General features: G+C 44.5%; 19 protein-coding genes. 13 read left to right on the forward strand and 6 right to left on the reverse strand.

Annotation, left to right across the window (positions count from 1 at the left end):
* Positions 1-2 precede the first annotated feature (2 nt).
* Both KFF44_RS13395 and KFF44_RS13400 read right to left on the reverse strand, forming a co-directional pair.
* Positions 3-785, reverse strand: a complete 783-nt coding sequence (locus KFF44_RS13395) for a DeoR family transcriptional regulator (protein WP_255935006.1) — start codon at positions 783-785, stop codon at positions 3-5.
* Between the two features lie 44 nt (positions 786-829).
* Complete coding sequence (locus KFF44_RS13400; protein ID WP_255935008.1) at positions 830-2983, reverse strand: alpha-galactosidase; 2154 nt, start codon at positions 2981-2983, stop codon at positions 830-832.
* A 146-nt stretch (positions 2984-3129) separates the two neighbouring features.
* Here KFF44_RS13400 and KFF44_RS13405 point away from each other — a divergent pair, with 146 nt between their 5' ends.
* Together KFF44_RS13405 and galK are read left to right on the forward strand one after the other, a co-directional pair.
* Entirely contained in the window at positions 3130-4209 is a 1080-nt protein-coding gene (locus KFF44_RS13405; RefSeq protein ID WP_255935011.1) for a hypothetical protein, read from the forward strand.
* Positions 4206-5267 carry a galactokinase gene (gene galK, locus KFF44_RS13410; RefSeq protein ID WP_255935012.1) on the forward strand — a complete coding sequence of 354 codons (1062 nt, stop codon included), beginning with the start codon at positions 4206-4208 and terminating at the stop codon, positions 5265-5267. Before KFF44_RS13405 ends, galK begins: the two co-directional genes overlap by 4 nt.
* A gap of 99 nt (positions 5268-5366) precedes the next feature.
* Here the strand turns inward: galK and KFF44_RS13415 are convergent, their stop codons facing one another.
* On the reverse strand, positions 5367-6611 hold the full coding sequence (locus KFF44_RS13415; protein ID WP_255935014.1) for an NAD(P)/FAD-dependent oxidoreductase: 1245 nt from the start codon (positions 6609-6611) through the stop codon (positions 5367-5369).
* Between the two features lie 238 nt (positions 6612-6849).
* On the opposite strand from KFF44_RS13415, the gene KFF44_RS13420 reads away from it, so the two are divergent.
* The 7 genes from KFF44_RS13420 (at position 6850) to KFF44_RS13450 (ending at position 13869) form a co-directional block, all read left to right on the forward strand.
* Positions 6850-7347 (forward strand): phasin family protein, encoded by a 498-nt coding sequence (locus tag KFF44_RS13420; RefSeq protein WP_255935016.1) that lies wholly within the window; start codon positions 6850-6852, stop codon positions 7345-7347.
* A 265-nt stretch (positions 7348-7612) separates the two neighbouring features.
* Positions 7613-9295, forward strand: coding sequence for an alpha/beta fold hydrolase (locus KFF44_RS13425; RefSeq protein WP_255935018.1), 1683 nt, complete (start codon positions 7613-7615; stop codon positions 9293-9295).
* Between the two features lie 32 nt (positions 9296-9327).
* Positions 9328-10158 (forward strand): poly(3-hydroxyalkanoate) depolymerase, encoded by an 831-nt coding sequence (phaZ, locus tag KFF44_RS13430; protein WP_255935019.1) that lies wholly within the window; start codon positions 9328-9330, stop codon positions 10156-10158.
* A gap of 33 nt (positions 10159-10191) precedes the next feature.
* Complete coding sequence (locus KFF44_RS13435; RefSeq protein WP_255935020.1) at positions 10192-10641, forward strand: phasin family protein; 450 nt, start codon at positions 10192-10194, stop codon at positions 10639-10641.
* A 17-nt stretch (positions 10642-10658) separates the two neighbouring features.
* A complete protein-coding gene (locus tag KFF44_RS13440; protein ID WP_255935021.1) occupies positions 10659-11303 on the forward strand; it encodes a TetR/AcrR family transcriptional regulator in 645 nt (214 codons plus the stop codon).
* A 135-nt stretch (positions 11304-11438) separates the two neighbouring features.
* Positions 11439-12263: an alpha/beta fold hydrolase gene (locus tag KFF44_RS13445; RefSeq protein ID WP_255935022.1), complete on the forward strand. Its 825-nt coding sequence runs from the start codon at positions 11439-11441 to the stop codon at positions 12261-12263.
* A gap of 142 nt (positions 12264-12405) precedes the next feature.
* Positions 12406-13869: a wax ester/triacylglycerol synthase family O-acyltransferase gene (locus KFF44_RS13450; RefSeq protein ID WP_255935023.1), complete on the forward strand. Its 1464-nt coding sequence runs from the start codon at positions 12406-12408 to the stop codon at positions 13867-13869.
* Positions 13870-13895: 26 nt separating this feature from the next.
* Here the strand turns inward: KFF44_RS13450 and KFF44_RS13455 are convergent, their stop codons facing one another.
* Complete coding sequence (locus tag KFF44_RS13455) at positions 13896-16367, reverse strand: methyl-accepting chemotaxis protein (protein ID WP_255935025.1); 2472 nt, start codon at positions 16365-16367, stop codon at positions 13896-13898.
* A 391-nt stretch (positions 16368-16758) separates the two neighbouring features.
* On the opposite strand from KFF44_RS13455, the gene KFF44_RS13460 reads away from it, so the two are divergent.
* Positions 16759-17136, forward strand: a complete 378-nt coding sequence (locus KFF44_RS13460; protein ID WP_255935026.1) for a cupin domain-containing protein — start codon at positions 16759-16761, stop codon at positions 17134-17136.
* Between the two features lie 13 nt (positions 17137-17149).
* Positions 17150-18235 (forward strand): branched-chain amino acid aminotransferase, encoded by a 1086-nt coding sequence (locus tag KFF44_RS13465; RefSeq protein ID WP_255935027.1) that lies wholly within the window; start codon positions 17150-17152, stop codon positions 18233-18235.
* Between the two features lie 4 nt (positions 18236-18239).
* Here KFF44_RS13465 and KFF44_RS13470 read toward each other — a convergent pair whose 3' ends face one another.
* Positions 18240-18674, reverse strand: a complete 435-nt coding sequence (locus tag KFF44_RS13470; protein WP_255935029.1) for an Lrp/AsnC family transcriptional regulator — start codon at positions 18672-18674, stop codon at positions 18240-18242.
* 123 nt (positions 18675-18797) lie between these two features.
* Between KFF44_RS13470 and KFF44_RS13475 the strand changes: the two genes are divergently transcribed.
* Entirely contained in the window at positions 18798-19571 is a 774-nt protein-coding gene (locus tag KFF44_RS13475; protein ID WP_255935031.1) for an SDR family oxidoreductase, read from the forward strand.
* A 43-nt stretch (positions 19572-19614) separates the two neighbouring features.
* Here the strand turns inward: KFF44_RS13475 and KFF44_RS13480 are convergent, their stop codons facing one another.
* Entirely contained in the window at positions 19615-20850 is a 1236-nt protein-coding gene (locus KFF44_RS13480; protein WP_255935033.1) for an MFS transporter, read from the reverse strand.
* 169 nt (positions 20851-21019) lie between these two features.
* Here KFF44_RS13480 and KFF44_RS13485 point away from each other — a divergent pair, with 169 nt between their 5' ends.
* Positions 21020-22975, forward strand: coding sequence for a beta-galactosidase (locus KFF44_RS13485; RefSeq protein WP_255935036.1), 1956 nt, complete (start codon positions 21020-21022; stop codon positions 22973-22975).
* Positions 22976-22984 lie beyond the last annotated feature (9 nt).

A 22984-nucleotide genomic window follows, 5' to 3' on the forward strand; every position in this document is an offset into this window, starting at 1 on the left:
GGCTACAAACCACCTGCAACATGTAACTTCATTTCAGACGCTTCTATTGCTTCTATAAAATCAGATGGCGGTTGAATGTCTGTAAACAGGTGATCAATGTCGGAATAATTTCCCATCCTTATCATCGCGCGTCGACCGAATTTATTATGATCGGCAACCATAAATACCTGTTTGGAATTTTTGATAATTGCCTGCGCACTTCGTATCTCCTGATAATCAAAATCCAGCAGGGTCCCATCGCGGTCAATGCCACTAATGCCAAGGACCCCGATATCAAGGCGGAATTGATTGATAAAATCGGTCGTTGCTTCACCCACTATCCCGCCATCAGAATGACGAACGAGGCCGCCTGCAATCATCACATCAAAGCTTGCATTTTGCCTGAGCATATTTGCAATATTTATGTTGTTAGTAACAATACGAAGGTCCTTGTGACTCTTTAGTTCCATAGCTACCGCTTCTGGTGTCGTCCCGATATTCAGAAACAAAGAGGACCCATTCGGTATCAATTTAGCCGCCATTTTTGCAATGCGCTGCTTGGCTTCAAACCCTGTGTTGGCGCGCTCTAAATACGGTGTATTTTGGGTATTTCCGGGGGTACTCGCACCGCCATGAAACCGCTGCAACAGCTTCAGGTCACAAAGTGAATTTATATCGCGTCTGATAGTTTGTGGTGTCACCCCAAAATGTTTCACCATTTGCTCTGTAGCTATGAAACCATGTTCCTGAACCAAGTCCAAAATTTCTTTCTGGCGAGCCGATAGGTTTTTTTCTTTTTTAGGCATATTCATTATCCTGCCATTTCACAGCATTTGTCCTTAGGGGATGCTTAATCATCCAATTGCACATGATAAATAATACATGTTTCAGGGTGTAACAAAGGGGCCTGAACACCTATTTTCATCAAGGCTTCGCCCATTACCAATTCGCCCATACCAGCTAAGTCCATAACGTCGATAATTGACGGCGACGTAATAGACTGCAACCCTACCGGCCATATTATTCTCAGACGATATAATTTATCCGGCTTTAGACCAGTAAAGAAAATACGCGGCGGCAGGGTTTCAGAATGCCCCGTCATATTGCACCATGACAGAAGCGCCTGTTCTTTATCTTTGCTGACAACACATACAGCATTAACAAAATCTGGCGTATCGAGGCGATAAAAATCACCTTGATGGATCAAGCGCCTGTATTGCTTATGCAAAGATATTCCCAATTTCAATATTTTCAGGTTCTCGGGTGTTTCATCCAAGAGGTTCATTTCCATACCCATATGCCCCAAAAAGGCTGTGGCTACTCTTAATTCCATGGAAAGCTTACGGCCAGTTATGTGGCAAACCTCAGGGCCAACATGGGCGCCCATGATCGAAAGAGGAAAGAAATAAGACGCACCGCGCTGAATATGCTGCCTATCAAGCGCATCATTACTATCCGATGTCCAAATCCTATCACTATGATTTAAAATACCATAGTCCGCTCTGCCACCGCCAGAGGAGCAACTTTCTATTTCAATATCAGGATGAGCGTTTCGAATACGTTCAAGCAAACTATAAAGAGCTTTTGTTTGCTTTGAAGTGACCGCCCTACCAGCAGCATGACCTGGATGATGCACATCCCTATTCATATCCCATTTAATATATGAAATATTATGATGAGACAGCAAATCATCTATGCACCCGAATAAATAGTCACACACGTCACTTCGCGTTAAATCAAGTGCATATTGATTTCTAAACGGAACTTGTTCCAAATCCCCTGCGCTCAAAATCCAATCTGGATGTTTTCGATATAATTCACTGTCAGGATTGACCATTTCCGGTTCAAACCAAATTCCAAACTCCATACCGAGCGCATTCACATGATCAATAAGTGGTTTTAAGCCCTCAGGATACACCTCAGCCGCAATCCACCAGTCACCGAGCCCCGTTTGGTCATTTCTTCGGCCGCCAAACCAACCATCATCTAACACAAACCGTTCAGCACCAACATCCGCGGCCCTTTGAGCGAGTTCCATTAATTTCTGAGGAGAATGATCGAAATATACCGCTTCCCAAGTGTTGTAGTGAATTGGTCTCGGTTTATTCTGTTTCCTGTCGTCCAGCACCTTACTTTTAAGTGCATTATGAAATTTATGAGATAGCCCATTAAAGCCATCCCCTGAATATCCAACATACAAGATTGGTGTTTGGTATATCTCCTCTGCGCCCAAAAGCACTTCACCAGGGAAAAGGTACTCCCCCATGTGCACAAAAGCACGCCCGTCGCTCAAACGCTCAACCTCAATATGGCTATTGCCGCTCCAACCAAGGTGAAAACCCAATGCCTGCCCCGAATTCTCATCAGCCTCAGCAGTACCCAATATTATGGCAGGGAAGGCATCATGGCTTGTTCTACCCTTTTTATTCTCTCGGACATAACTTCCGATAAATTTAGGGATATGCTGCAACTTAAATTCACCGGCCCATCGCCCCGAAAAACCAATCGTTTGATCAAACTGCGGACCTATTGGCACACATGCGGCCATACAAGATTGCAAATTCAACATCGAACGACCAACGTTTTGCACGCTTGTTTGAAAAGTGATCACCTCATTATCAACCATCATGCTGATAGTATGCTTCACTTCAATGTTTGTATGATGATCAAGACATGTGATCACCACTTCTTCTTCGCTCAAGCATTCAATAGCGGTAACACTGAAAAAACTGTACCACTCATCACCGTTACGGTGCACTAGAAAACCCGCTTTGGCAACAACACCTGCACCTAACTCATTCAAAATTGAAGGAGCGATTTCAACGTCAGCAGACCCATGAGCATGTTGACGAGTATGAATTAAATCTATTTCAGCGGGATGGGATGCGAATAAACGCCCGCCCAAATATACTATTCTAGGCCTTTCGCCGATTGCACACGCCAAAATCAAAGATGTGTCACCTGCATCAAACCTTACATAGTCTTCTGTAACTTTAATCGCCATCTTATACTCACGTTTGGATGTGTTATGTTTTCGAGCATTTTAATGTATTTTTTGCGCGAAATCGAAAATAACTCTAGAATAAAAACAACATTAGTTCTATTTCGAAAATTCAATGCGCTAACTTGCTCAAACCAAAGTGATGCTTTATGGCAATTTCTAGTGAAACTATTGACCGCTTAACCAGTGGAAAATCAATCTATAAACACAGGTATCAAAAACCGGATGGTCGAAACCTATATCTGTATGGGTATCAGCCACATCAACCCATTTTGATTGAGGGAGAGCAATTATCAAAGGCAACAGGGTCAGAGCTACGAAGGCATCCACTGAGAGGCGATTGGTCAGTTTACGCAGAAAAACGCCAAAATCGAACCTTCAAGCCATCGATGGCAGAAAACCCTCTAGCCCCGAGCAAAGAGGGGCACCCCCTAACCGAAATACCATTTTCTGATTTTGAATTAGCCGTTTTTGAAAACCGTTTTCCAAGCTTTTACAAAGAAGCAGATCCTCCTCTTGCCACAACACTCGAGAAACACTCTGCAACAGGCACATGCGAAGTCATTGTCTATTCACCGGAACCGACAGGTTCACTGGCAACGCTTGGGCAGACGAAAAGGCGGCTACTGTTAGAAGCCTGGATAGACCGCTATATATCACTATATGATCAAGGCAACGCTTATATCCTTCCTTTTGAGAATCGGGGAGAGGAAGTTGGGGTTACATTACACCACCCTCACGGGCAGATTTATGGCTTTCCAGTGGTGCCAACACCCCAGGCAACCGCAGCAACTGCATTTGAAAACGGGTATGACTTAGCGAAAGAAGTTAAATCATGGCCTGAATTACAAATTGAAGCTGCTGGTGGAATTCGGGCATATGCACCTGCCTTTGCTCGCTTCCCATATGAAGTATGGATATCGGCGGACGATGCCGTTTCAGGCCCCTGGGCATTTAATAACGAGCAAGCTGATGGTTTCTGTCATTTACTTGGCAGTATCACAGCGAAATATGATGCATTTTTTGGGCAAACCACCCCTTATATGCTCAGCCTGCATGCGTCCCCATACGGTCAGGATAATCGTTTCCAGTTCACTGCGCAGTTCTACCCAATCTTACGTGCCCCCGGACGATTAAAATATTTAGCAGCGGTAGAGCAAGCAACCGGCATTTTCACGGTGGATGTCATGCCCGAACAAACCGCAAAAAAACTCAGAGATATTTTATGAACATCAACGAGAAGTTCCTGAAACATTTTGGAATGGCTGCCTCAACGTCCGCAAGCGCTCCAGGACGCGTGAACTTGATCGGTGAGCATATTGATTATAACGGCGGAACCGTATTACCTACGGCGATCAACAACCAAATCCATGTTGCTATCTCACCGAATGCGTCGGAAACAGTCGCGATATATTCGACGCGTTACGAGAATGAGATCAAGAGGGATATAGAATCTGAAGCCAATGGTCATTGGTCCGACTATATCATTGGAGCATTACAGCGTTCATTTAAAAACGATTGGATACCCTTAGGGTTAAATATTGCTATCGACAGCGAAATTCCTGATGGGGCCGGTGTTTCCTCATCCGCCGCGCTCATTACTGCAATCTTCCGGGCTGTATCATCATATTCAAATCTTAATTTAGAACCAAAAACCATTGCCCACATGGCAAGAGCGGTTGAAAATGAATATTGCGGCGTTCCCTGCGGTATCATGGATCAAATGGCCGTAAACTTATCGAACTACCGTGAAGCCTTAATGCTCAACACCACAAACTTTGAAACGAGCGTGATTGCTATACCTGATGAATGGGAATTTGTTGTGATCCATTCGGGCGTTCACCGAAAACTGACCGACGGTCGGTACGCGGAACGATTTAATGAATGCGCTGAGATAAAAGACATCCTTGCTAGTCAAGACCTTTGTTCAAATTCATTCAGTGCCGCGAAACTGCGTCCATTGCCAAAAAACCTCGCTAAACGATATAATCATATACAGAGCGAACATCAACGCGTCCTGAGCGCAGTAACGGCCCTTAAAAACAACAATATGGAAACGTTCGGCATTCTGATGAACGAAAGCCATCAGTCCTACAGTAAAGATTTTGAAGCAAGCACAGATCAAATTGATCATTTAGTTCGTGACGCCCAAAGTTGCGGCGCCGTCGGTGCAAGGCTTACGGGTGGTGGTTTCGGCGGCTGTATCGTTTGCCTGTTACCCAAGGAAAAGAAAACTAATTGGGTACAGCTCTTAACAAATAGAAACCCAGAAACCTGGGTTGTCTAATTAACGCCTTTAATGATGGTCCGAAAAACAACTCAAATTTCCACCATTTCTCATGACTGAGAGCATAGACAGTTCCACTTTTAACAGTGAAATATACTATTACTCCTTCAGCGCTTTTAATATTTCCATCATCGTCCGCTCCGTATCTTGCACTGTTGCCTTACTGAGGGGTAGACCCAACTTCAAAATTTGTTTTGACGCCATAAAAGACTGCGGATCATTAACAGCATCCACCGCAATGAACTCATCGTCCTTAAAATAAAACACTGCAAATTTTCCGCTATCTATATCGCCTCTAACCTGGGCATCTGTATAGCCTGCAAACAATCCCACTGTTTGAATTTTGGTTTTATACTGATCTGACCAAAACCACGGAGGGTCAAACGCAGGCTGTTGCATCCCTGCGATATGACATGCAACAATTTCCGCCTGATCGATCGCGTTAGGAACACTTTCAAGACGTAGTTTCTCATTCTGGCCCTTAAGAGGGCGCATACTACAATCCCCAATAGCATATATATTGGGGTCACTCGTCAGCGCATTATCGTCAACAACTATTCCATTGTCACACACGAGGCCACACGCATCCGCAAGTTCCTGATTAGGCAAAACTCCAATACCAATAAGAAGCATGTCGGTGGATATTTCTGAACCATCAACTAACCGCACACCTGTCACTTTATCGTGCTCTATTAGAAACTCTGCGACTTCTGCATCAAGCTTGATGCTAACACCGTTACCCTGATGCAATTTTAAAAAATAGTCTGAGATAAGGTCGCCAGTTACCCGCGCGAGCAAGCGCGGCGTACGCTCCAAAACTGTAACAGTTTTACCCAACTCATTAGCAACGGCCGCAGCCTCCAACCCGATATACCCACCGCCGATCAGTAATATATCTTGTATATCTGGTAGCTTTGCCTTTAGAGACTTTGCGTCATTCATATCACGCATGACCGCAACATTTTTTAGCCCAGTAAGTTCGGGTAACAATCGCGGACGTGAACCTGTTGCTATAATTAAGCGATCATACGGTATCGTTGAATTGTCAGACAGATGAATTCTCTGTTCAGCGCGGTCGATACTTTTAACCCGTGTGTTCGTATGAAGACTAATCTGTTTGTTTTCATAGTATGTATCTGGCTTCAGATATAACCGTGCTTCTGGCAGCTCATCCTTCAAAAACGCTTTTGAGAGCGGAGGACGCTGATAGGGTGCATAGGCCTCTTCACCAACAATCGTTATTTCCCCGTCAAATTTTTTAGCCCGCAACGCATGCGCTAAATGTATCGCAGCCTGCCCTGCGCCTATGATTACAATCTTTTCTGAATTTGATGGGTCCGACATAAATTATATCCACATGCTTTCGTTTAAATTTCCGCCCGAATAAACACAATTAGAAATAAAAACGTTATTTTTCAATACCTTAGAAAATTTTCTAGAAATTATTGGCGTTTAGTATGCGCTTTCTAATTTTTAAGAGTAGCTTCTATCTCAAGGTTAAACAACGACTGAGTGAAACATAAAATACACCCGGTCAAGACAATACAAAACGATTACACAAGCAAGATAGAAGGAATTCATCATGGCTATTCTAGAAAACATCCAAGACTCACAAGTTGTTCGCGCTTACCGTCAGGGCTGGCTGGCATGGCTCGGCGCTCACAAAGCAGCATTCGATTTCGCACAAGACGGTGTTGAAAAACTAATGAGCAACCGTGAAAAGCTTGTTGAAGAGCTCGTTCAAAAAGGTGAAAACGTTGAAGAACTTGCGACAGCAAACTTCAACAAAGTGCGCGGCAATGTAGAAACACGTGTTAACGGTGTAAGCGAGAAAGTATCCGAAGCTCGCAACAAAGTTTTCTCACGTACAACAGAAGAAGCAACTGACCGTGTTGCAGAACTTACTGAAGAAGTTGCGAAACTTGCAAAAACAGTTTCAACACTTAGCCGCAAAGTAAATGCTGCACAAAAGCCAGCAGCAAAGAAAAAAGCACCTGCTAAGCGCACACCTGCAAAGAAAGCTGCTGCACCTAAAGCAGAAGCTCCAAAAACTGAAACAGAAGCGAAAGCTGCTGCATAAGGACCCTCTAGTCCCGAAGGTGTAGTGATTATACTTCGGGATTATACCCAGGCTGACAGGCCACCTTACCCTCCCCCAACCTCCAGGCCTGTCAGCCTACTATTTCCTGTTTTTTTTGACTTTACTGAATTTTTGCCATTATGCTCAAAACATAGTGGGAAGAATTATTGGAACGCACAGCATTGTGCGTCGAAATTTTTACTGGAATTTGAATAGCTAATATCAATCCAATATCATTAACAGTATTATCCAAGGGGAACCAAGCATGGCACCGACGAAGAAAAAGATTGGCGAAACTGCTGCTGAAACAACGACAGCATTTAATCCCATTGTTGGTGTACATCGCTCAGAACTGATCAAATCCCTAGGCATTGTTTTAAAACAAGCCGCCTTAAATCCTGTTACATTTGGTCAGCATTTCCTAAATTATAGCAAAGACATTGTTGATATCGCGCGCGGCAAATCCGAGTATGCACCAAATGCCAAGGACAGGCGCTTTCAGGACAGAGCATGGGCCTTTAATCCCCTATATCGCCGGGGTATGCAGTCCTGGATGGCGATGAAATCCAATCTAAATAATTGGTTGACCGAAGCAAATCTGGAAGAAATAGACAGAGCTAGAGCGCATTTTATTCTCGAAGTGATTACGGATAGCCTTGCGCCAACTAACTCGCTGATTGGTAATCCAAAAGCGATGAAGCGTCTCTATGAAACCGGAGGACTTTCAATCGTTCAGGGACTTAAAAATGCCTATAATGATATGGTCAACGGTATTGGTATTCCATCACAGGTCGATTCACGACCTTTCAAAGTTGGTGAAAACCTCGCTGCAACACCGGGCGACGTTGTCTTTAGAAACGACGTTCTGGAAGTGATCCAATATACCCCAACTACAGAAAAAGTGCGCGAAATCCCGCTGATTGTCATTCCGCCGCAGATTAATAAGTTTTATGCGTCTGACCTTACGCCAGACAAAAGCTTGTTTCGGTTTATGTTGTCACAAGGCATCCAGCTTTTTGCCATCAGTTGGCGAAATCCCGGCCCAGAGCACGCGCACTGGGGCTTAGAGACATATATTAATGCTGCCATTGAAGCCATGGATGCAGTCATGGCAATTACCAAATCCAAAAAAGTGAACGTGTCTGGCGCATGCTCAGGCGGCATCACTGTTGCCACACTTTTAAGCCATCTTGCAGCAAAGGGGGATGATCGTGTTAATTGCTCTACTTTCCAGGTGTGTGTGCTTGATCCAAGGCAAGAAGATAGTGAAGTAGGCGCTCTGGTTTCAGAGGAAACTCTAGAGCTTGCTCGCGCACGTTCAGCATCAAAGGGAATTTTATCTGGTGATGACTTGGCACGAACCTTTGCATGGATGCGCCCTAATGATCTGATCTGGAATTATGTTGTAAACAACTATTTGCTCGGTGATAGCCCGCCTGCTTTCGACATCCTTTTCTGGAACAATGACACCACAAACCTACCTGCTGCCCTACATTCAGATTTTCTAGACAGCTATATGGCTGCCCCATTTGCAAACCCTGGCACTGTTGAATTTATGGGAGAAAAGCTCGATTTAGGTAAAGTTACACATGATAGCTTTGTTGTTGCAGGCTTTACAGACCATATAACGCCTTGGCGCGCCTGCTACCGAACGACAAAACTTCTTGGCGGCAATACTGAATTTTACGTGTCAAATAGCGGACACATTCAGTCTCTCTTAAACCCTCCTGGTAACCCTAAGGCAAAATATTTCCATAACCAGGGCGCCATGGATGGCAGCGCAGACGAATGGATGGCAAGCGCAGAGCTGTTGGATGGTTCTTGGTGGACACCATGGTCAGAATGGTTAATCGCCCACGCAGGCAAAGAAAAACCAACGCCAAAATCAAATGGCAACCGCAAATACAAAAGCCTTGCCCCAGCACCAGGCGAATATGTTTTTGGTTAATTGTCTGGGTATTTTTTTAGGTAGAGTGAAATATGAGTAACAATGAACCCGAAATTCAATTGATTGATGTCGGTGGCCAAAAGCTCCGCACCGCCGTCTGGAAAAGCGAAGGCAATGACCGCCCTATCCTTTTCTTCAACGGCATAGGCGCTAATCTTGAGATGGTAGCCCCCTTGGGGGAAATGATGCAACACAGGTCAGATGTCATTGTTTTTGATATGCCTGGTATCGGTGGATCACCAAAGGCGAAAATACCCTATCGCTCAAGCACGATTACAAAATGGGCAAACAAAATTCTCGACCATCTTGGTATCGATGAAGTTGATGTAATGGGTATCTCATGGGGCGGCGCAGTTGCACAACAATATGCACGCTCGTGTCCCGAACGGGCGAAAAGCCTTGTTTTACTCGCCACAAGCGCTGGCATGGTAATGATACCGGGAAACCTAAGCGCTATTACTAAAATGGCTAGCCCAAAACGCTATGTTGACCCAGACTATATGATGAAAAATTTCGAAACACTGTATGGGGATATTGTTGACTCTAGCGCTCGAGGTCATAAAACTCGGATACAACCCCCATCGGTTCAGGGATATATGTATCAATTGTTAGCGATGATTGGCTGGACAAGCGTGCATTTCTTACCCTTCCTCAAACAACCAACCCTTGTTATGTCTGGTGATAGAGATCATATCGTGCCGCTAGCAAATTCTCGCTTACTGAAAAGTTTGATACCGCACGCAAGCCTTAAAATTGTCAAAGGTGGTGGACACTTATTTGCTGTCTCAAGAGCAAATCAAGTTATTCCAATTATCAGTAGTTTCCTGAATGATCATGCTGAACCCAAGGCGAACTCGGCCTAGAGTTAGCGCTGAATAAGAAAGAAAGTCATTATCATGTCCAAAAAGCCGAAAAAAGAAATGGATATTGCCAGAAAGATATGGCTGGCTGGTATTGGTGCATACGGTAAAGCCTTCAATGATGCGCAGGATGCCTATACTAAAATGGGGCAGGAAACGACCAAAATATTTGAAGACTTGGTTGGTAAAGGTACTGAACTTGAAAACAAGGTTGCCGATACCGCCAAAAAATACGCTCCAAAAGCGCCAAACATCAGCAAAACAAATATCGAAGACCGAATGGAGCGCATGAAAACGGCGCTTGGTTTAGTTGGTGAAAGCAATGAGCAAAATGAACAGGTCGATAAAATCGAAGCGCGCCTAGATCAAATCGAAGAGAAATTGGATGCCCTTATACTTGCAGTAGATAAAATCAACAAACCTGTGAGGCGCAGCAGGGCAACAACAGCGAAAAAAGTAACGCCAAAGAAAACGCCGACGAAATAAGCGACACATAAATACATATGAAAACCAAAGACAGGATATTAAAATATAGCTTGCAGCTCTTCAACAATGAAGGCGAGCAAAATATTACTCCTGTCGATATTGCAAATGTCCTCGATATCAGTCCCGGCAACCTCTATTATCACTTCAAAGGCAAAGATCCGATAATCAGGCAGTTATTTCTGGATTTTGAAGAAGAATTCAAAATGGTGCTACGGGCCCCGATTGAAAAGCCATTAGACCTATCTGATAATTGGGTTTATTTTTACATTCTGTTTGAAGAGGTGGCTGATTTCCGGTTTTTCTATAGAAACCTGCAATCAATTCTGGAGCGGTATGAAGACTTGGAACGAAGATTTCGGGCATTGGTGTCTTTAAAAATCAAAACAATGCGTTCACTGTTGGATGCTCTCAACAAATCGGGCTTTACCACGATATCAGCCATAGAAGCAGATCAAATGGCAGAGCGTTTTGCCCTACAACTGACCTATTGGCCTACCTATCAGACCTTGATGCACGATACTGATTCAACACCGATATCAATTCATAACGGTGTATTTGGTCTAATTAGTCAGCTTTCTCCTTATGTAAATAACGGCTCAGAAGAGTTTTTAAGCCTTTTGGTCGAATTTAGGGATAAAATGCTGCGGGCAGCCAATTCATAAATTGCCCAAAAAATAGGCAATTGTCACTTTTTTAATCAATAATTGATATCATTAATTGACGCGACAGAAAGTCGCTGTCATTGTTTTGTCATATTCAGACCGGGGAGGGTCTAACTAAACGAGTTAAAGGGAAGTATGTTGTTTAAAAAACGTCAAAAAAAAATCAAAGCACCCTCAGTCATAAAAATTATGATGGAAGGAAGAGCACTCTGGGAACTCGGATCATACTATGCATCCAAACCACTTCTTAATCGACTACCCAAAGGAGACGGTCACCCTGTCCTCGTACTTCCGGGCTTAGCCGCCACAGACACATCAACAGTGCCGCTTAGAAATTTTTTAAAGGATCGCGGATACGCCGCCTATGATTGGGGCTTAGGAAGAAATTTCGGACTAAGAGAAGGCATCTTAGAGGGCATGCAAGATCGCCTCGATACAATTTTCAAAGAGCATGGCCGTAAAGTATCGATAATCGGCTGGAGTCTTGGCGGCATCTTTGCGCGCGAACTGGCTAAACTTCACCCTGAAAAGGTTAGAAGCGTTATGTCACTCGGTAGTCCACATTCAGGCGACCCTAAAGCTACCAACGCATGGCGATTGTATGAATTGGTTGCGGGTCATTCTGTCGAAGAACCACCAATTGAAACACTCCTTCACAAAGCGCCACCAGTGCCAACTACGTCAGTTTACACGAAAACAGACGGTGTCGTTGCTTGGGAAAATTGCTACCAAAGCAAACCAATAAACCCTGATAAGGCCAAGCAAACAGAGAATATCTGTGTTCAGGGTAGTCATTGCGGCCTCGGTGTTAACCCAAGCGTTCTATACATCATTGCAGACAGGCTCGCGCAGCGCGAAGGTAAATGGCGCCCATTTGCAAACGTGGGGTCAAGAAAAGTATTTTTTGAAACACCGGGCTGGGGTCTCGATGAATTCTTTGGCAAAAAAGCACCTGCATAAAAGATATTAAAACACACATCGCCCTTCATTAGGGCGATGTTTCTAATTTCTCCTGATATTCCAATCATAAGGTTATCAAATTATGATATAGTCGATCAACAAATCGCTGCGTTATGGCGATTGTTATGGGAAGGGAAGCAATATGCATAAGTTATCTGGAATGGACGCTACGTTTCTGTACATGGAAACAGACGAAACCCCGATGCACATATCCAGCCTTATGGTTTGCGAGCCTCCTCAAAAGGGCGAAAACCCTTATGAAGCGTTGAAGGCGCAAATTGCTGCACGATTGCATGAAATTCCGTCATTTCACCGCAAACTCAAGCAGACCCCCTTTTATATTGATCACCCGGTTTGGATTACAGCCGACACTGTTGATCTTGATTATCATATCAAGCATGCAAGTTTACCTGCACCCGGAAATGTAGAGCAACTCAGAATGCTTATACAAGGTCTGCATTCGATAACGCTCGACCGGGACCGCCCGCTCTGGCAATTCTATATTATTGAAGGCGTCGAAGACAAAAGCCTTGGCATAAAAAAAGGCAGCTTTGCGATCTACACCAAGGCCCATCACGCAAGCATTGATGGCGGCGGCGGCATATCTGCAATGGATATATTATCAGACCGCGAGCCGACACCACGGCCACCGCTACCGAAGAGCAAGATACAGCTGTATAATGAAGACCCTGGTTTCTTTGAACTCCTTGGAAATGCGTATGGCCGTTTCATTCAACAACAAGCGGACATGCTGGCCAGCCTTCCTGCGCTATCAAAAGCATTAGGCCGACTAGCGAAAGTCACTTTTGAAGATAGCAAGGGCATTTTGGACGCCCTCCAACCCGCCCCTAAGACACGTTTTAATGTTCGCATTAAGAAACAACGAGCTTACGGTGCGCAGACCTTAAACCTTTATGAGATTATTGGACTCGCCAAAAAGACAGAGACCACACTCAATGATGTCGTACTGAGCATTTGTGGAGGTGCACTCAGGAAATACTTAGAAAAGCATGGTGAATTACCCAAAAACTCATTGATTGCCGGCGTTCCCGTGTCTCTGCGTGAACTGGGAGACACCAGCAACAACAATCAGGTGGCGGGCATGAACTGCCCGATCGGAACAGACATAGACGATCCAGTTAAACGCCTGCATACTGTTAATGAACATTCAAATCGCGCAAAGAAGCAGTTGGGCGCTATTCGTGATGTTTTCCCTACAGATTACTCATTCTTTGGCGCGCCAGTGATCATGTCGTCAATTGCGCAGATGATGAACCGAACCGATATCGCGAACTATATGCCCTCACCGTTGAACGTCGCCATCTCAAATGTTCCCGGACCGAGAAGACACGTCTATTTTGCTGGCAGCAAGGTTTTATGCTTCTTCCCTGTTTCTATTCCAACGCACGGCTGCGCCCTCAACATAACATTACAAAGTTATGTGGACCGGCTGGATTTTGGTTTGATTGCTTGTAAATTGGCAGTTCCTGATGTTCAGGAAATCGCAGATGATATTGTTCAGGAATTTGAAGCTCTGAAGGCAGCGACAAGCCATATTGATGATGTCCCCGCTAAAAAAGCAAAAACTAAGAAAGCGCCTCAATAAGAGACGCTTTCTTAGCAAATAATCAATTACCCAACTGCAGCAAAAGACACCTCTGATTGGCTTTGTGATCTGAGGTAATTAATAAGCGCACTAGCCTGCTCATCTTCAAGAAATGATAGCCCAGCAATGCTATCACCTGCCCATGCAATGCGCGCATCGATTTGCTCGTTACCATACTTAACATGGACGATCATGTCCGTTTCAAGCGTAACCTCGTCCCGCATTTCATAAGAGAAACGTATGCCCGTATCTGAGTAATCTTCAACCTTAACTCTCAATGATTGCTGATCGCTTGTCATCAACTGTAAATAGGCTGGCTTTAACGAAGCATCACTGCGCTCGGATTTACGCCGATCAGATTGACGGCGTGTTTCGTCAACCACCTCAAGCAACTTAGATTGTAGGGTACTTATGCTTTTTTCAATATCATCAGTAACATCCGCAATCTCTGAGCCAATCTGATGCAGACCTGCTGTATCGTTATTAACTGACTTCACATGTCCCTGTACTGTTTCAACACTATCAGTTGCCGTCTGAATAGAGCGTGCAATTTCCTCGGTGGTTTTAGACTGCTCAATGACAGCAGACGAAACAGCGTCACTTCGGCCTGTCACTTGCTGCATTTTCTCAGCAATATCGCGAACCTGACGAACCGCCGCGCCTACCTCTTGTTGCATCTGATCAACAAACTGGTGGATTTCACTTGAAGATTGTGCGGTTTGATTTGCAAGGGATTTAACCTCGGCAGCAACAACAGCAAAACCTTTGCCTGCATCGCCTGCACGAGCAGCTTCGATAGTCGCGTTCAGTGCCAGCAAATTCGTTTGCTCTGCGATGTCACCGATAATCGTTATTACGCCCGCAATTTTTTCCGCTGCATTTGTAAGTCCGGATAAAGATTGACGGATTGCATCGGCTTCATTCGCCGTTTTCTGGACCAAATCCTGTGACGCCCCAACCTGATTAGTAATTTCAGATATAGACGCATGCATTTCCTCCGCCGCCGAAGCCACAGACTGGGAATTGGCTGATGCTTCATCAGACGCGCTATCAGCCGTTGTCGCTTTATTACTAATATTCTGAGTATATTCAACCAGACGAAGGCCCGCTTTACTCGCTTGCTGTGATTTGTCAAACACTGATTTAATCATCGCCGCCAACTCGTTTTCCACAACATGAGCCAACGCTTCCAAACCTTCTGCAACAGCTTTCTGCTGAGCGGCAGCAGCCTTTTCTGCTTTTACGCGGTCCTGCAACTGACGCTGCCTGTCTTCCTCAACACGACGGCGTTCTTCATCTTCAATTCTTTTACGCTCTTCTTCCTGCTGTCTCCGCAGTTCTTCAGATTCTTGCAGGCTCTCTCTGAAACGATGGAGGTTTTTCGCAAAAACGCCAATTTCGCTTTTCGCTTCCTGAAAGGGAATATGAGCGTCAAATTCGCCTTTTGCTATTAAGTCCGTACCCTTCATCAAGGCATAAATCGGACGACGAATACTTTCACTGAATAACAAAGCAATAACCACAAGGGCAATAATCAGGAAGCCCACAAAAGCCAACGTTTGTACAAAATTATTATCAGCACCCTCTATAGCATTTGCCGTATGGTTTAGGAGGTCCGTTGTCAAAAACTGCTCAAGGTCATAAAATTCATCAATTTTACCTGTAATCGTTGCAAACCACTGTGTTCCAGCAACTCCTTGAGTATCACCAGATGTGAAGCTATCGATTGCAATTTTCCTGAGTGCATCAACATCCTGCGAGGCACGTCCTGACAATATATCATCTAATCGACTAACAACGCCGCGGGGGGCAATGGTCCTGAAGCTGTGCAAAAAAGCATTCTGCATAGCGATCAAGTTTCTAAAATTATTAGCAATATTTGGCTTAAAACTACCAGAGCCGAAGCCATTGGCACCCATAGCGCGCTCTAGGCCCGCACGCTCTTTCGCTTCCAGCAAAGCAAGCAAAGTCGCACCTTTGCTGACAACCATTTCATCGCTGCTTGAGGATACTGCATCCGAATATAGCTTCAGCAAGAGGTTGATTGTGCCAGTATAATATCCTGCCATTTCTGGAACGGTAAAATTAAGGTCACTGATACTTCCACGAACAGAAGACAACTGATTCAAACGATCTGTGATCGTGTTTAACTGCGTTCCAAACAATTCAACAATCGCTGCATCCCTGGAAGCTGTCAGGTAAACCTGCAACGCAGGATCGGTTAAACTGCGCTGTGCATTCAAATTATTTTTGAAATTATCAGCACCTTTCGACCCGATAAATCCAGCGCTATTCCCGCGTTCTTTCTGGAGTTCATGCACAAGTGCACTTGCTTTGGAAGCAAAACTAACCCGCATGCTCGTCTGCTCTGCTTCGCGACTTTTATCAGACGCCGTCATAAGCGTTGGGACACTAAGTACGATTATCGAAAGTGCGGCAATGAAAACGATAATGAATAGCCTATTTCTAATAGACAACGCATTGAGTAGTGAAAGCATTTTTATTCCCCAAAATCTGCCTCAACCAGAATTTCCGTTGCTGGGTTACTCATGATACGCAAAGTGCCCGCAACTCAGCTTCTGATTACTTATTTTCTCATTAAGGACGGTATCCTGTTATTCATTAAAATTTTCTTAAATCAGCACCTTTTAAATAGAAAAATTAAAAAAATCACACGTAAAACGATTAAATTCCTGCCTTAGATAAATTAAATTCCCAACAAAAGCCAATAATAGAGAATATTTTTTCAAAAATAGGGCTGCACTCAGGTTGTCGACTTAAAGGCAGAATATAGTTAAAACCGCAAGCAATTTAGTGATCTTGGCTATATGGACTTTGTCCAAAATCATGCATGATCACTGACTATGTTCAGTCATGTAGGAGGGAAGGATGACAGAAACAGCAAAACACTATAATTGGGAGAAAATGCCCACAGAAAACCTGAGCGATACAATCGGCCGCAAACTTATTACTGGCACCAATATGATGATTGCTCATGTTTACCTTAAAAAAGGTGGCATAGTCCCTATGCATAGTCACCATAATGAGCAAATTACTTATATTCTCGATGGCGCACTCAAATTCTTACTCGGTGAAGATCAAGATGAAGAAGTCATTGTAAGAGCAGGTGAAGTCCTCGTTATTCCACCGCACTTACCGCATAGTGCCGAAGCCTTAGAGGACACATTGGATGTGGATGTGTTTAACCCACCTAGGGAAGATTGGCTTGATGGTAGTGATAATTATCTAAGAGACAGCAAAGAATAAGTGAAACAGCGTAATGAGTACTAAACGTTTAGACGAAATCTTAAAGTCTTATCAATTGCCAGAACCCCTTGGTTTCGGACAAGAACTTGCTCCTATTATGTACCGTGCGGATTACAAGGATGATACTTGGGATAGCGGTGAGCTCATCCCATTTACGTCTCTTGCCATTAACCCTGCCGCAACATGCGTTCAGTTTGGACAGCAATGTTTTGAAGGTATGAAAGCCTATAAAACACGAGAAGGAACCATTCAACTTTTCAGGCCTGAAGAAAACTATGCTCGTTTCAGACGGTCTGCTGAACGACTACAAATGCCTGCACCGACCTCTGAAATTTTTGCAAATGCTTTATCGAGTTTAACGCAGGCGTTTTCAAAGTTTGTGCCGAACGGTGAAGGACAGTCACTGTATTTACGGCCTACCTTGTTGGGAATGGACCATACATTTGCTGTTAAAAGTTCTGAAACATATTGTTTCATCTTAATTGCCAGCCCTTCTGACGCTTACTATTCTGCTCCCATCAAAGTCATGATCGAGCGCAACCACGCGCGCGCCGTAGAAGGGGGGACAGGGGCAGTAAAAGTTGGCGGTAACTACGCTGCTTCCATGCAGGCAACATCAAAAAGCATTAATGCTGGTTATGACCAACCGCTTTGGCTTGATGCAAAACAGCAGAAGTATATTGAAGAACTTTCCGGCATGAATTTCATGGCCATTATTAACGGTGAATTACATACTCCTGCGCTCACAGGTACAATTCTTCCCGGCGTTACACGCAGCTCAATTCTAAAAATCGCAGCAGACCAAGGCATCAAAACCTGTGAACGGGCCATGGCTATTGACGAGTTGCTCGCTGATATAAAAAGCGGCACATGTACTGAGTTATTCGCCTGTGGCACAGCAGCGATCATCAGTCCTATTGAACTAATTGGAGACAAAGATGGAAGTAATTACGAGCTCACGGATGTTGATGTTTTTGCTAAAAAATTCAGAACACATCTTTTGAATATTCAACAGGGCAGCGTGATAGATCAAAATAATTGGATGGTCTCTACTGCAAGCAACGTTGAACTTCTTGATCGTTTTGAAAGCAAGCGCTGAAGGTTTAGTTATTAATCAGAGAATTCATAATGAACACAGTTTCAGTGAGCCTAACATTTTCATGATCCCAGAGCATTTTGCAAATTTCTTGAATTCGGTCATGGGCAACCTGAGCGATTTCAATAACTAAATCTGCGTCCCCGCTTACCTGATAGCAGGTACGAATTTCGGGTAACTGTTTTAATTCATCAACTACACCTTCAGGAGACAATCTTTCATGCAAATATACAGTGATTATTGCCGTAATCTGATCAGACTCGTAAGGCGTTTGAAGGATTGTATACCCCTTAATCACGCCGGTTGTTTCAAGTTTATGAATACGTGCCTGAACCGCAGTTCTGGAACGATTTATACGCTTTGATATCTCGGTTAAGGGCATACGAGCATTCTCTCTCAAGAGAGCAAGTATTTTATTATCGATACTATCACCGGATGACATAAGATATATTCACTATGATATTATGGGATCACTAAATTTCACTATGCACTATAATACCAAGCTACATCAAATAAACCAACAAAATGATGCTAATGGCAGAATTCAGCAAATAGGATTAACGTTATGGATTTAGGACTTAAGGGCAAATCAGCAATTATCTGCGCATCCAGCAAAGGATTAGGCAAGGCCTGCGCCAAGGCGTTAGCTCAGGAAGGTGTTGATGTTTGGATAAGCGGCAGAACACCAGAAACTTTGACTACTGCGGCCGCAGAAATTCAAGAGGCTTCGGACGGTAATGTTCACACTGTGATAGCCGATGTAACGACCCTTGAAGGGCGGCAAGAGCTGCTGAATGCCTGCCCAACGCCAGATATAGTCGTTAACAATGCAGGAGGCCCTCCTCCAGGCGATTTTCGTGATTGGGACCAACAGGCATGGTTCGACGCAATCAATTCAAACATGTTCAGTGCAATCGATATGATCCGTAATACGATTGATGGCATGATCGAACGCAAATTTGGCCGAATTGTTAATATTACAAGCGTTGCAGTGAAGCTTCCACAAGCTGAACTTGGCTTATCTAACGGAGCACGTGCAGGCCTAACCGGTTTTATCGCGGGTATCGCACGGGAACCAGCACAGCATAATGTTACGATTAATAACCTATTACCCGGCTTTATTGATACAGATCGCATGCGGGGTGTTGTTGACGCCAAAGCAAAAGGCAGTGAAGATCCGAACTTTGCGGATAATTTTTTCAATCGTATTCCGGCTAAACGCCCGGGTGACCCGGATGAATTTGGGGCAACATGTGCGTTCTTGTGCAGCCAGCAGGCAGCCTATATTACTGCACAGAATTTGTTGGTTGACGGCGGTATTTACCCCGGCACACTATAGAAAAAGCGACAATCAGTTTCAAAGAAATGCAAACATTGGATGATTAGCGATCCAGTGTTTGCGCGTTTCTAAGTTCCGGGAACATTTTTGCCCAAAGCCCGGCAACTGCAACCGCTGCTGCACCCCCGGCGGTGACTGTAAACACCGTACCGTATGCTGCTGCCATAAAGCCTGCCCTGAACTCCCCAAGTTCATTTGATGCACCAATAAAGATCGAATTTACCGCGTTCACCCGTCCTCTGACATGATCAGGGGTCCAAAGCTGCATCAACACTTCCCGGATATAAACCGAAACCATATCAAAACCGCCAACGAGCATAAGCGCTATGATAGATAACCAAGCATAGGTAGATGCACCAAACACAATGGTTGCCAAACCAAAGAAAGCAACACTTACAAAAAGCAAGACCCCAGCATGCCTGCGGATTGGAAATGCTGTTATCAAACCCATCATCGCAACCGCACCAATACCAGGCGCGGCCCTCAAAAGCCCAAGACCATCAGGCCCCAAATCAAGAATATCACGTGCATAAACTGGCATTAAGGCCACTGCACCCCCAAGTAACACAGCAAATAGGTCTAGCGATATTGCCCCTAATATAACCTTTTGCTTCCATACATAACTAAAGCCCCCTACAAGTTGCTTCAGGCTAGATTTCTCTTTTTCAATGGTTTGTGTGGGCTTAGGAATAGAGAAGATTAAGATAGCGGCAATCAAAAACAAAATAACCGCTACGCCGTAAGCAAAAGCACCTGAAACACCGTAAAGCAACCCACCAGCAACCGGGCCAACAATACCAGCAAGCTGCCACGAGGCCGTACTCCAACCAACAGCATTCGCAAACAGTTCTTTTGGAACAATATTAACGACCAAAGAAGACGCCGCAGGAGCATGAAAGGCACGAGCCACTCCAAATACTGTTAGAACTGCCAAGACATAAAACGGCATGAAATGACCGGATATAGCCAACCCCAAAATGACTATCGCACACAGCATTTCCGTGCAAATCGACAGCCCCATCACTAACCTTCGTCCAAACCGATCGGAGGTAATCCCCGTCACTACAACAAGCAGTAATGCTGGCGTAAATTGCACAAGACCAATCCAGCCCAGATATGCAGGATCACTTGTTAAATCATAAATCTGCCAACCAACCGCTACGGAGACGATCTGGGTCGCGAAATATGTGAGAAAACGCGCTAAAAAATACCTGCTGAACGACGTGTTGCTAAACGCCGCAAATCGGTCTTCCGAAGAAGAGTGTGAAGTGTTGGCCATCTATGCACTCTCTATAAGTCAGAGATTATAAGAAGTTGAATATGCAAACTGTCTTATCATAGCGTCGCAATATATGTCGCTAATAACTTACGTCATAATTGATAAAAGCTATGTTTTTTAATTGATTACTAAAAATTCAGGCATAGGATAGCAGGGAGGGAGTTATTTTATGCTAGGCGTTTGTTATTATCCGGAGCATTGGCCTGAAACCATGTGGGCTGATGACGCCAGGGAAATGAAAGCTCTGGGTTTAACGTATGTCAGGATCGGTGAATTCGCATGGTCGCGTATTGAACCCAAACCCGGTATCATACGGTTTGAATGGCTAGACCGAGCAATTGATACACTTGCAGATGCAGGCCTGAAGGTCGTATTAGGCACACCAACCGCAACCCCGCCCAAATGGCTTATCGATAAATACCCTGAGATATTGCCAATAGACCCGAATACGCTTCAAACGCGTGGCTTCGGATCGCGTCGACATTATGACTTCTCCAGTGATATTTACACCCATGAGGCCGCTCGCATAACCGAGATGATGGCAGAACGGTACGGTAGGCACGAGGCTGTCGCTGGTTGGCAAACTGATAATGAACTTAGTTGCCACGATACGACCTTGAGCGCATCCCCAAATGCTCTCGCGGGTTTCAGAGCGTGGTGCAAAGAACGATATCAAGACATCACGGCTCTTAATACAGCTTGGGGCGCCGTCTTTTGGTCAATGGAATATAACGATTTTGATGAAATTGATTTGCCGGTCGGTGCCGTTACGGAAACAAACCCTTCTCATCAGTTGGCATTTCGTCGTTATTCCTCAGACAAAGTAGTTGAATTCCATCAAAGAATGATCGACGTGATCAAAAAACATTCCCCAAACAAGTGGATCACTCATAATTTCATTCCCAAAGAAGATATCAGCGCAGACACATATGCGCTTGGGGAAAATCTCGATTTCGCAAGCTATGATAATTATCCGCTTGGCCGAAGTGATTTGTTTTTATCAGATGCACCCGCTGAAACGCTGAAAAAATACATACGTACCGGCCATCCTGATCTTGCTTGCTATTACCATGATACCACCCGCAGTTTCGCAAAAGGTGATTTTTGGGTTATGGAGCAGCAGCCCGGCCCCGTAAACTGGGCCCCCAACAACCCGCGTCCCCACAAAGGCATGATCAGGCTATGGTCGTTAGAAGCGTTTGCACAAGGCGCCGAGTGTGTAAGCTATTTCCGCTGGCGCCAAGCTCCTTTTGCTCAGGAACAGATGCATGCAGGCCTCAAGCGTGTGGATAATTCAAAATCATCCGCATGGACTGAGATCGAACAGGTGTATCAAGAAATTAACATGCTTGATATCCTCGCTGAGAAAAAGAAAAAATCCAAAATTGCCATTATTACTGATGTACAATCACTCTGGGTTACTGATATTCAGCGGCAAGCGAATGGGTATGATTTTACCAGAGTGGAATTTGAATACTATTCAGCTTTGCGTCAGCTTGGCCTCGATGTGGATTTCATATCAAAAGATACTTCTTTTGATGGCTACAGCCTTATCGTGGCACCATCACTGCCAATCATAAGCGATGATTTAATAGGCCGCATTGACGCGAGTGAAGCACTCTTTGTGTTTGGCCCGCTTTCAGGCAGCAAAACCGAAGAGCTGACGATGCCGCTTAATCTCGCTCCTGGAAAGCTGCAATCACTCATTTCATTGAAGGTTCTTTCTGTTGAGACACTAAGGCCCGATTGCCCGCAGTCAATCCTGTATAAAGATAAGAACTATGAATGCGGTATTTGGTGCGAAGAACTAAGTCATACCGGAGGCGAAACAATAGCAACATATGCTTCCAATGAAGCCGCGATTATCAGGCAAGATCAATTGGTTTATATTGGTGCACTTATTGATGATACCCTCTTAAAAGCCCTGTTTTCTGATTTGTGCGCTGAGCAGAATTTAACAATTTACTCTTCGGAAGAAGACGTACGGATAAGTACCCGCGGCGCCCTGACCTTTGCTTTCAACTATTCAGGTAAGGCAAAGTCAGCACCAGTTCCAGAAAATGCTACTATACTCATCGGGGGCAAAGAAATAGCCCCGTATAATGTCACTGTATGGCGTCAATAAAACCAAGTA

This window comes from Kordiimonas sp. SCSIO 12610 (assembly GCF_024398015.1).
GTDB lineage: Bacteria > Pseudomonadota > Alphaproteobacteria > Sphingomonadales > Kordiimonadaceae > CANLMI01.

What these genes read in the sequence shown, in the direction of transcription:
- KFF44_RS13395 (WP_255935006.1), bottom strand. Translation starts at nt 785, where the DNA reads ATGCCTAAAAAAGAAAAAAACCTATCGGCTCGCCAGAAAGAAATTTTG.
- KFF44_RS13400 (WP_255935008.1), bottom strand. Translation starts at nt 2,983, where the DNA reads ATGGCGATTAAAGTTACAGAAGACTATGTAAGGTTTGATGCAGGTGAC.
- KFF44_RS13405 (WP_255935011.1), top strand. Translation starts at nt 3,130, where the DNA reads ATGGCAATTTCTAGTGAAACTATTGACCGCTTAACCAGTGGAAAATCA.
- galK (WP_255935012.1), top strand. Translation starts at nt 4,206, where the DNA reads ATGAACATCAACGAGAAGTTCCTGAAACATTTTGGAATGGCTGCCTCA.
- KFF44_RS13415 (WP_255935014.1), bottom strand. Translation starts at nt 6,611, where the DNA reads ATGTCGGACCCATCAAATTCAGAAAAGATTGTAATCATAGGCGCAGGG.
- KFF44_RS13420 (WP_255935016.1), top strand. Translation starts at nt 6,850, where the DNA reads ATGGCTATTCTAGAAAACATCCAAGACTCACAAGTTGTTCGCGCTTAC.
- KFF44_RS13425 (WP_255935018.1), top strand. Translation starts at nt 7,613, where the DNA reads ATGGCACCGACGAAGAAAAAGATTGGCGAAACTGCTGCTGAAACAACG.
- phaZ (WP_255935019.1), top strand. Translation starts at nt 9,328, where the DNA reads ATGAGTAACAATGAACCCGAAATTCAATTGATTGATGTCGGTGGCCAA.
- KFF44_RS13435 (WP_255935020.1), top strand. Translation starts at nt 10,192, where the DNA reads ATGTCCAAAAAGCCGAAAAAAGAAATGGATATTGCCAGAAAGATATGG.
- KFF44_RS13440 (WP_255935021.1), top strand. Translation starts at nt 10,659, where the DNA reads ATGAAAACCAAAGACAGGATATTAAAATATAGCTTGCAGCTCTTCAAC.
- KFF44_RS13445 (WP_255935022.1), top strand. Translation starts at nt 11,439, where the DNA reads ATGTTGTTTAAAAAACGTCAAAAAAAAATCAAAGCACCCTCAGTCATA.
- KFF44_RS13450 (WP_255935023.1), top strand. Translation starts at nt 12,406, where the DNA reads ATGCATAAGTTATCTGGAATGGACGCTACGTTTCTGTACATGGAAACA.
- KFF44_RS13455 (WP_255935025.1), bottom strand. Translation starts at nt 16,367, where the DNA reads ATGCTTTCACTACTCAATGCGTTGTCTATTAGAAATAGGCTATTCATT.
- KFF44_RS13460 (WP_255935026.1), top strand. Translation starts at nt 16,759, where the DNA reads ATGACAGAAACAGCAAAACACTATAATTGGGAGAAAATGCCCACAGAA.
- KFF44_RS13465 (WP_255935027.1), top strand. Translation starts at nt 17,150, where the DNA reads ATGAGTACTAAACGTTTAGACGAAATCTTAAAGTCTTATCAATTGCCA.
- KFF44_RS13470 (WP_255935029.1), bottom strand. Translation starts at nt 18,674, where the DNA reads ATGTCATCCGGTGATAGTATCGATAATAAAATACTTGCTCTCTTGAGA.
- KFF44_RS13475 (WP_255935031.1), top strand. Translation starts at nt 18,798, where the DNA reads ATGGATTTAGGACTTAAGGGCAAATCAGCAATTATCTGCGCATCCAGC.
- KFF44_RS13480 (WP_255935033.1), bottom strand. Translation starts at nt 20,850, where the DNA reads ATGGCCAACACTTCACACTCTTCTTCGGAAGACCGATTTGCGGCGTTT.
- KFF44_RS13485 (WP_255935036.1), top strand. Translation starts at nt 21,020, where the DNA reads ATGCTAGGCGTTTGTTATTATCCGGAGCATTGGCCTGAAACCATGTGG.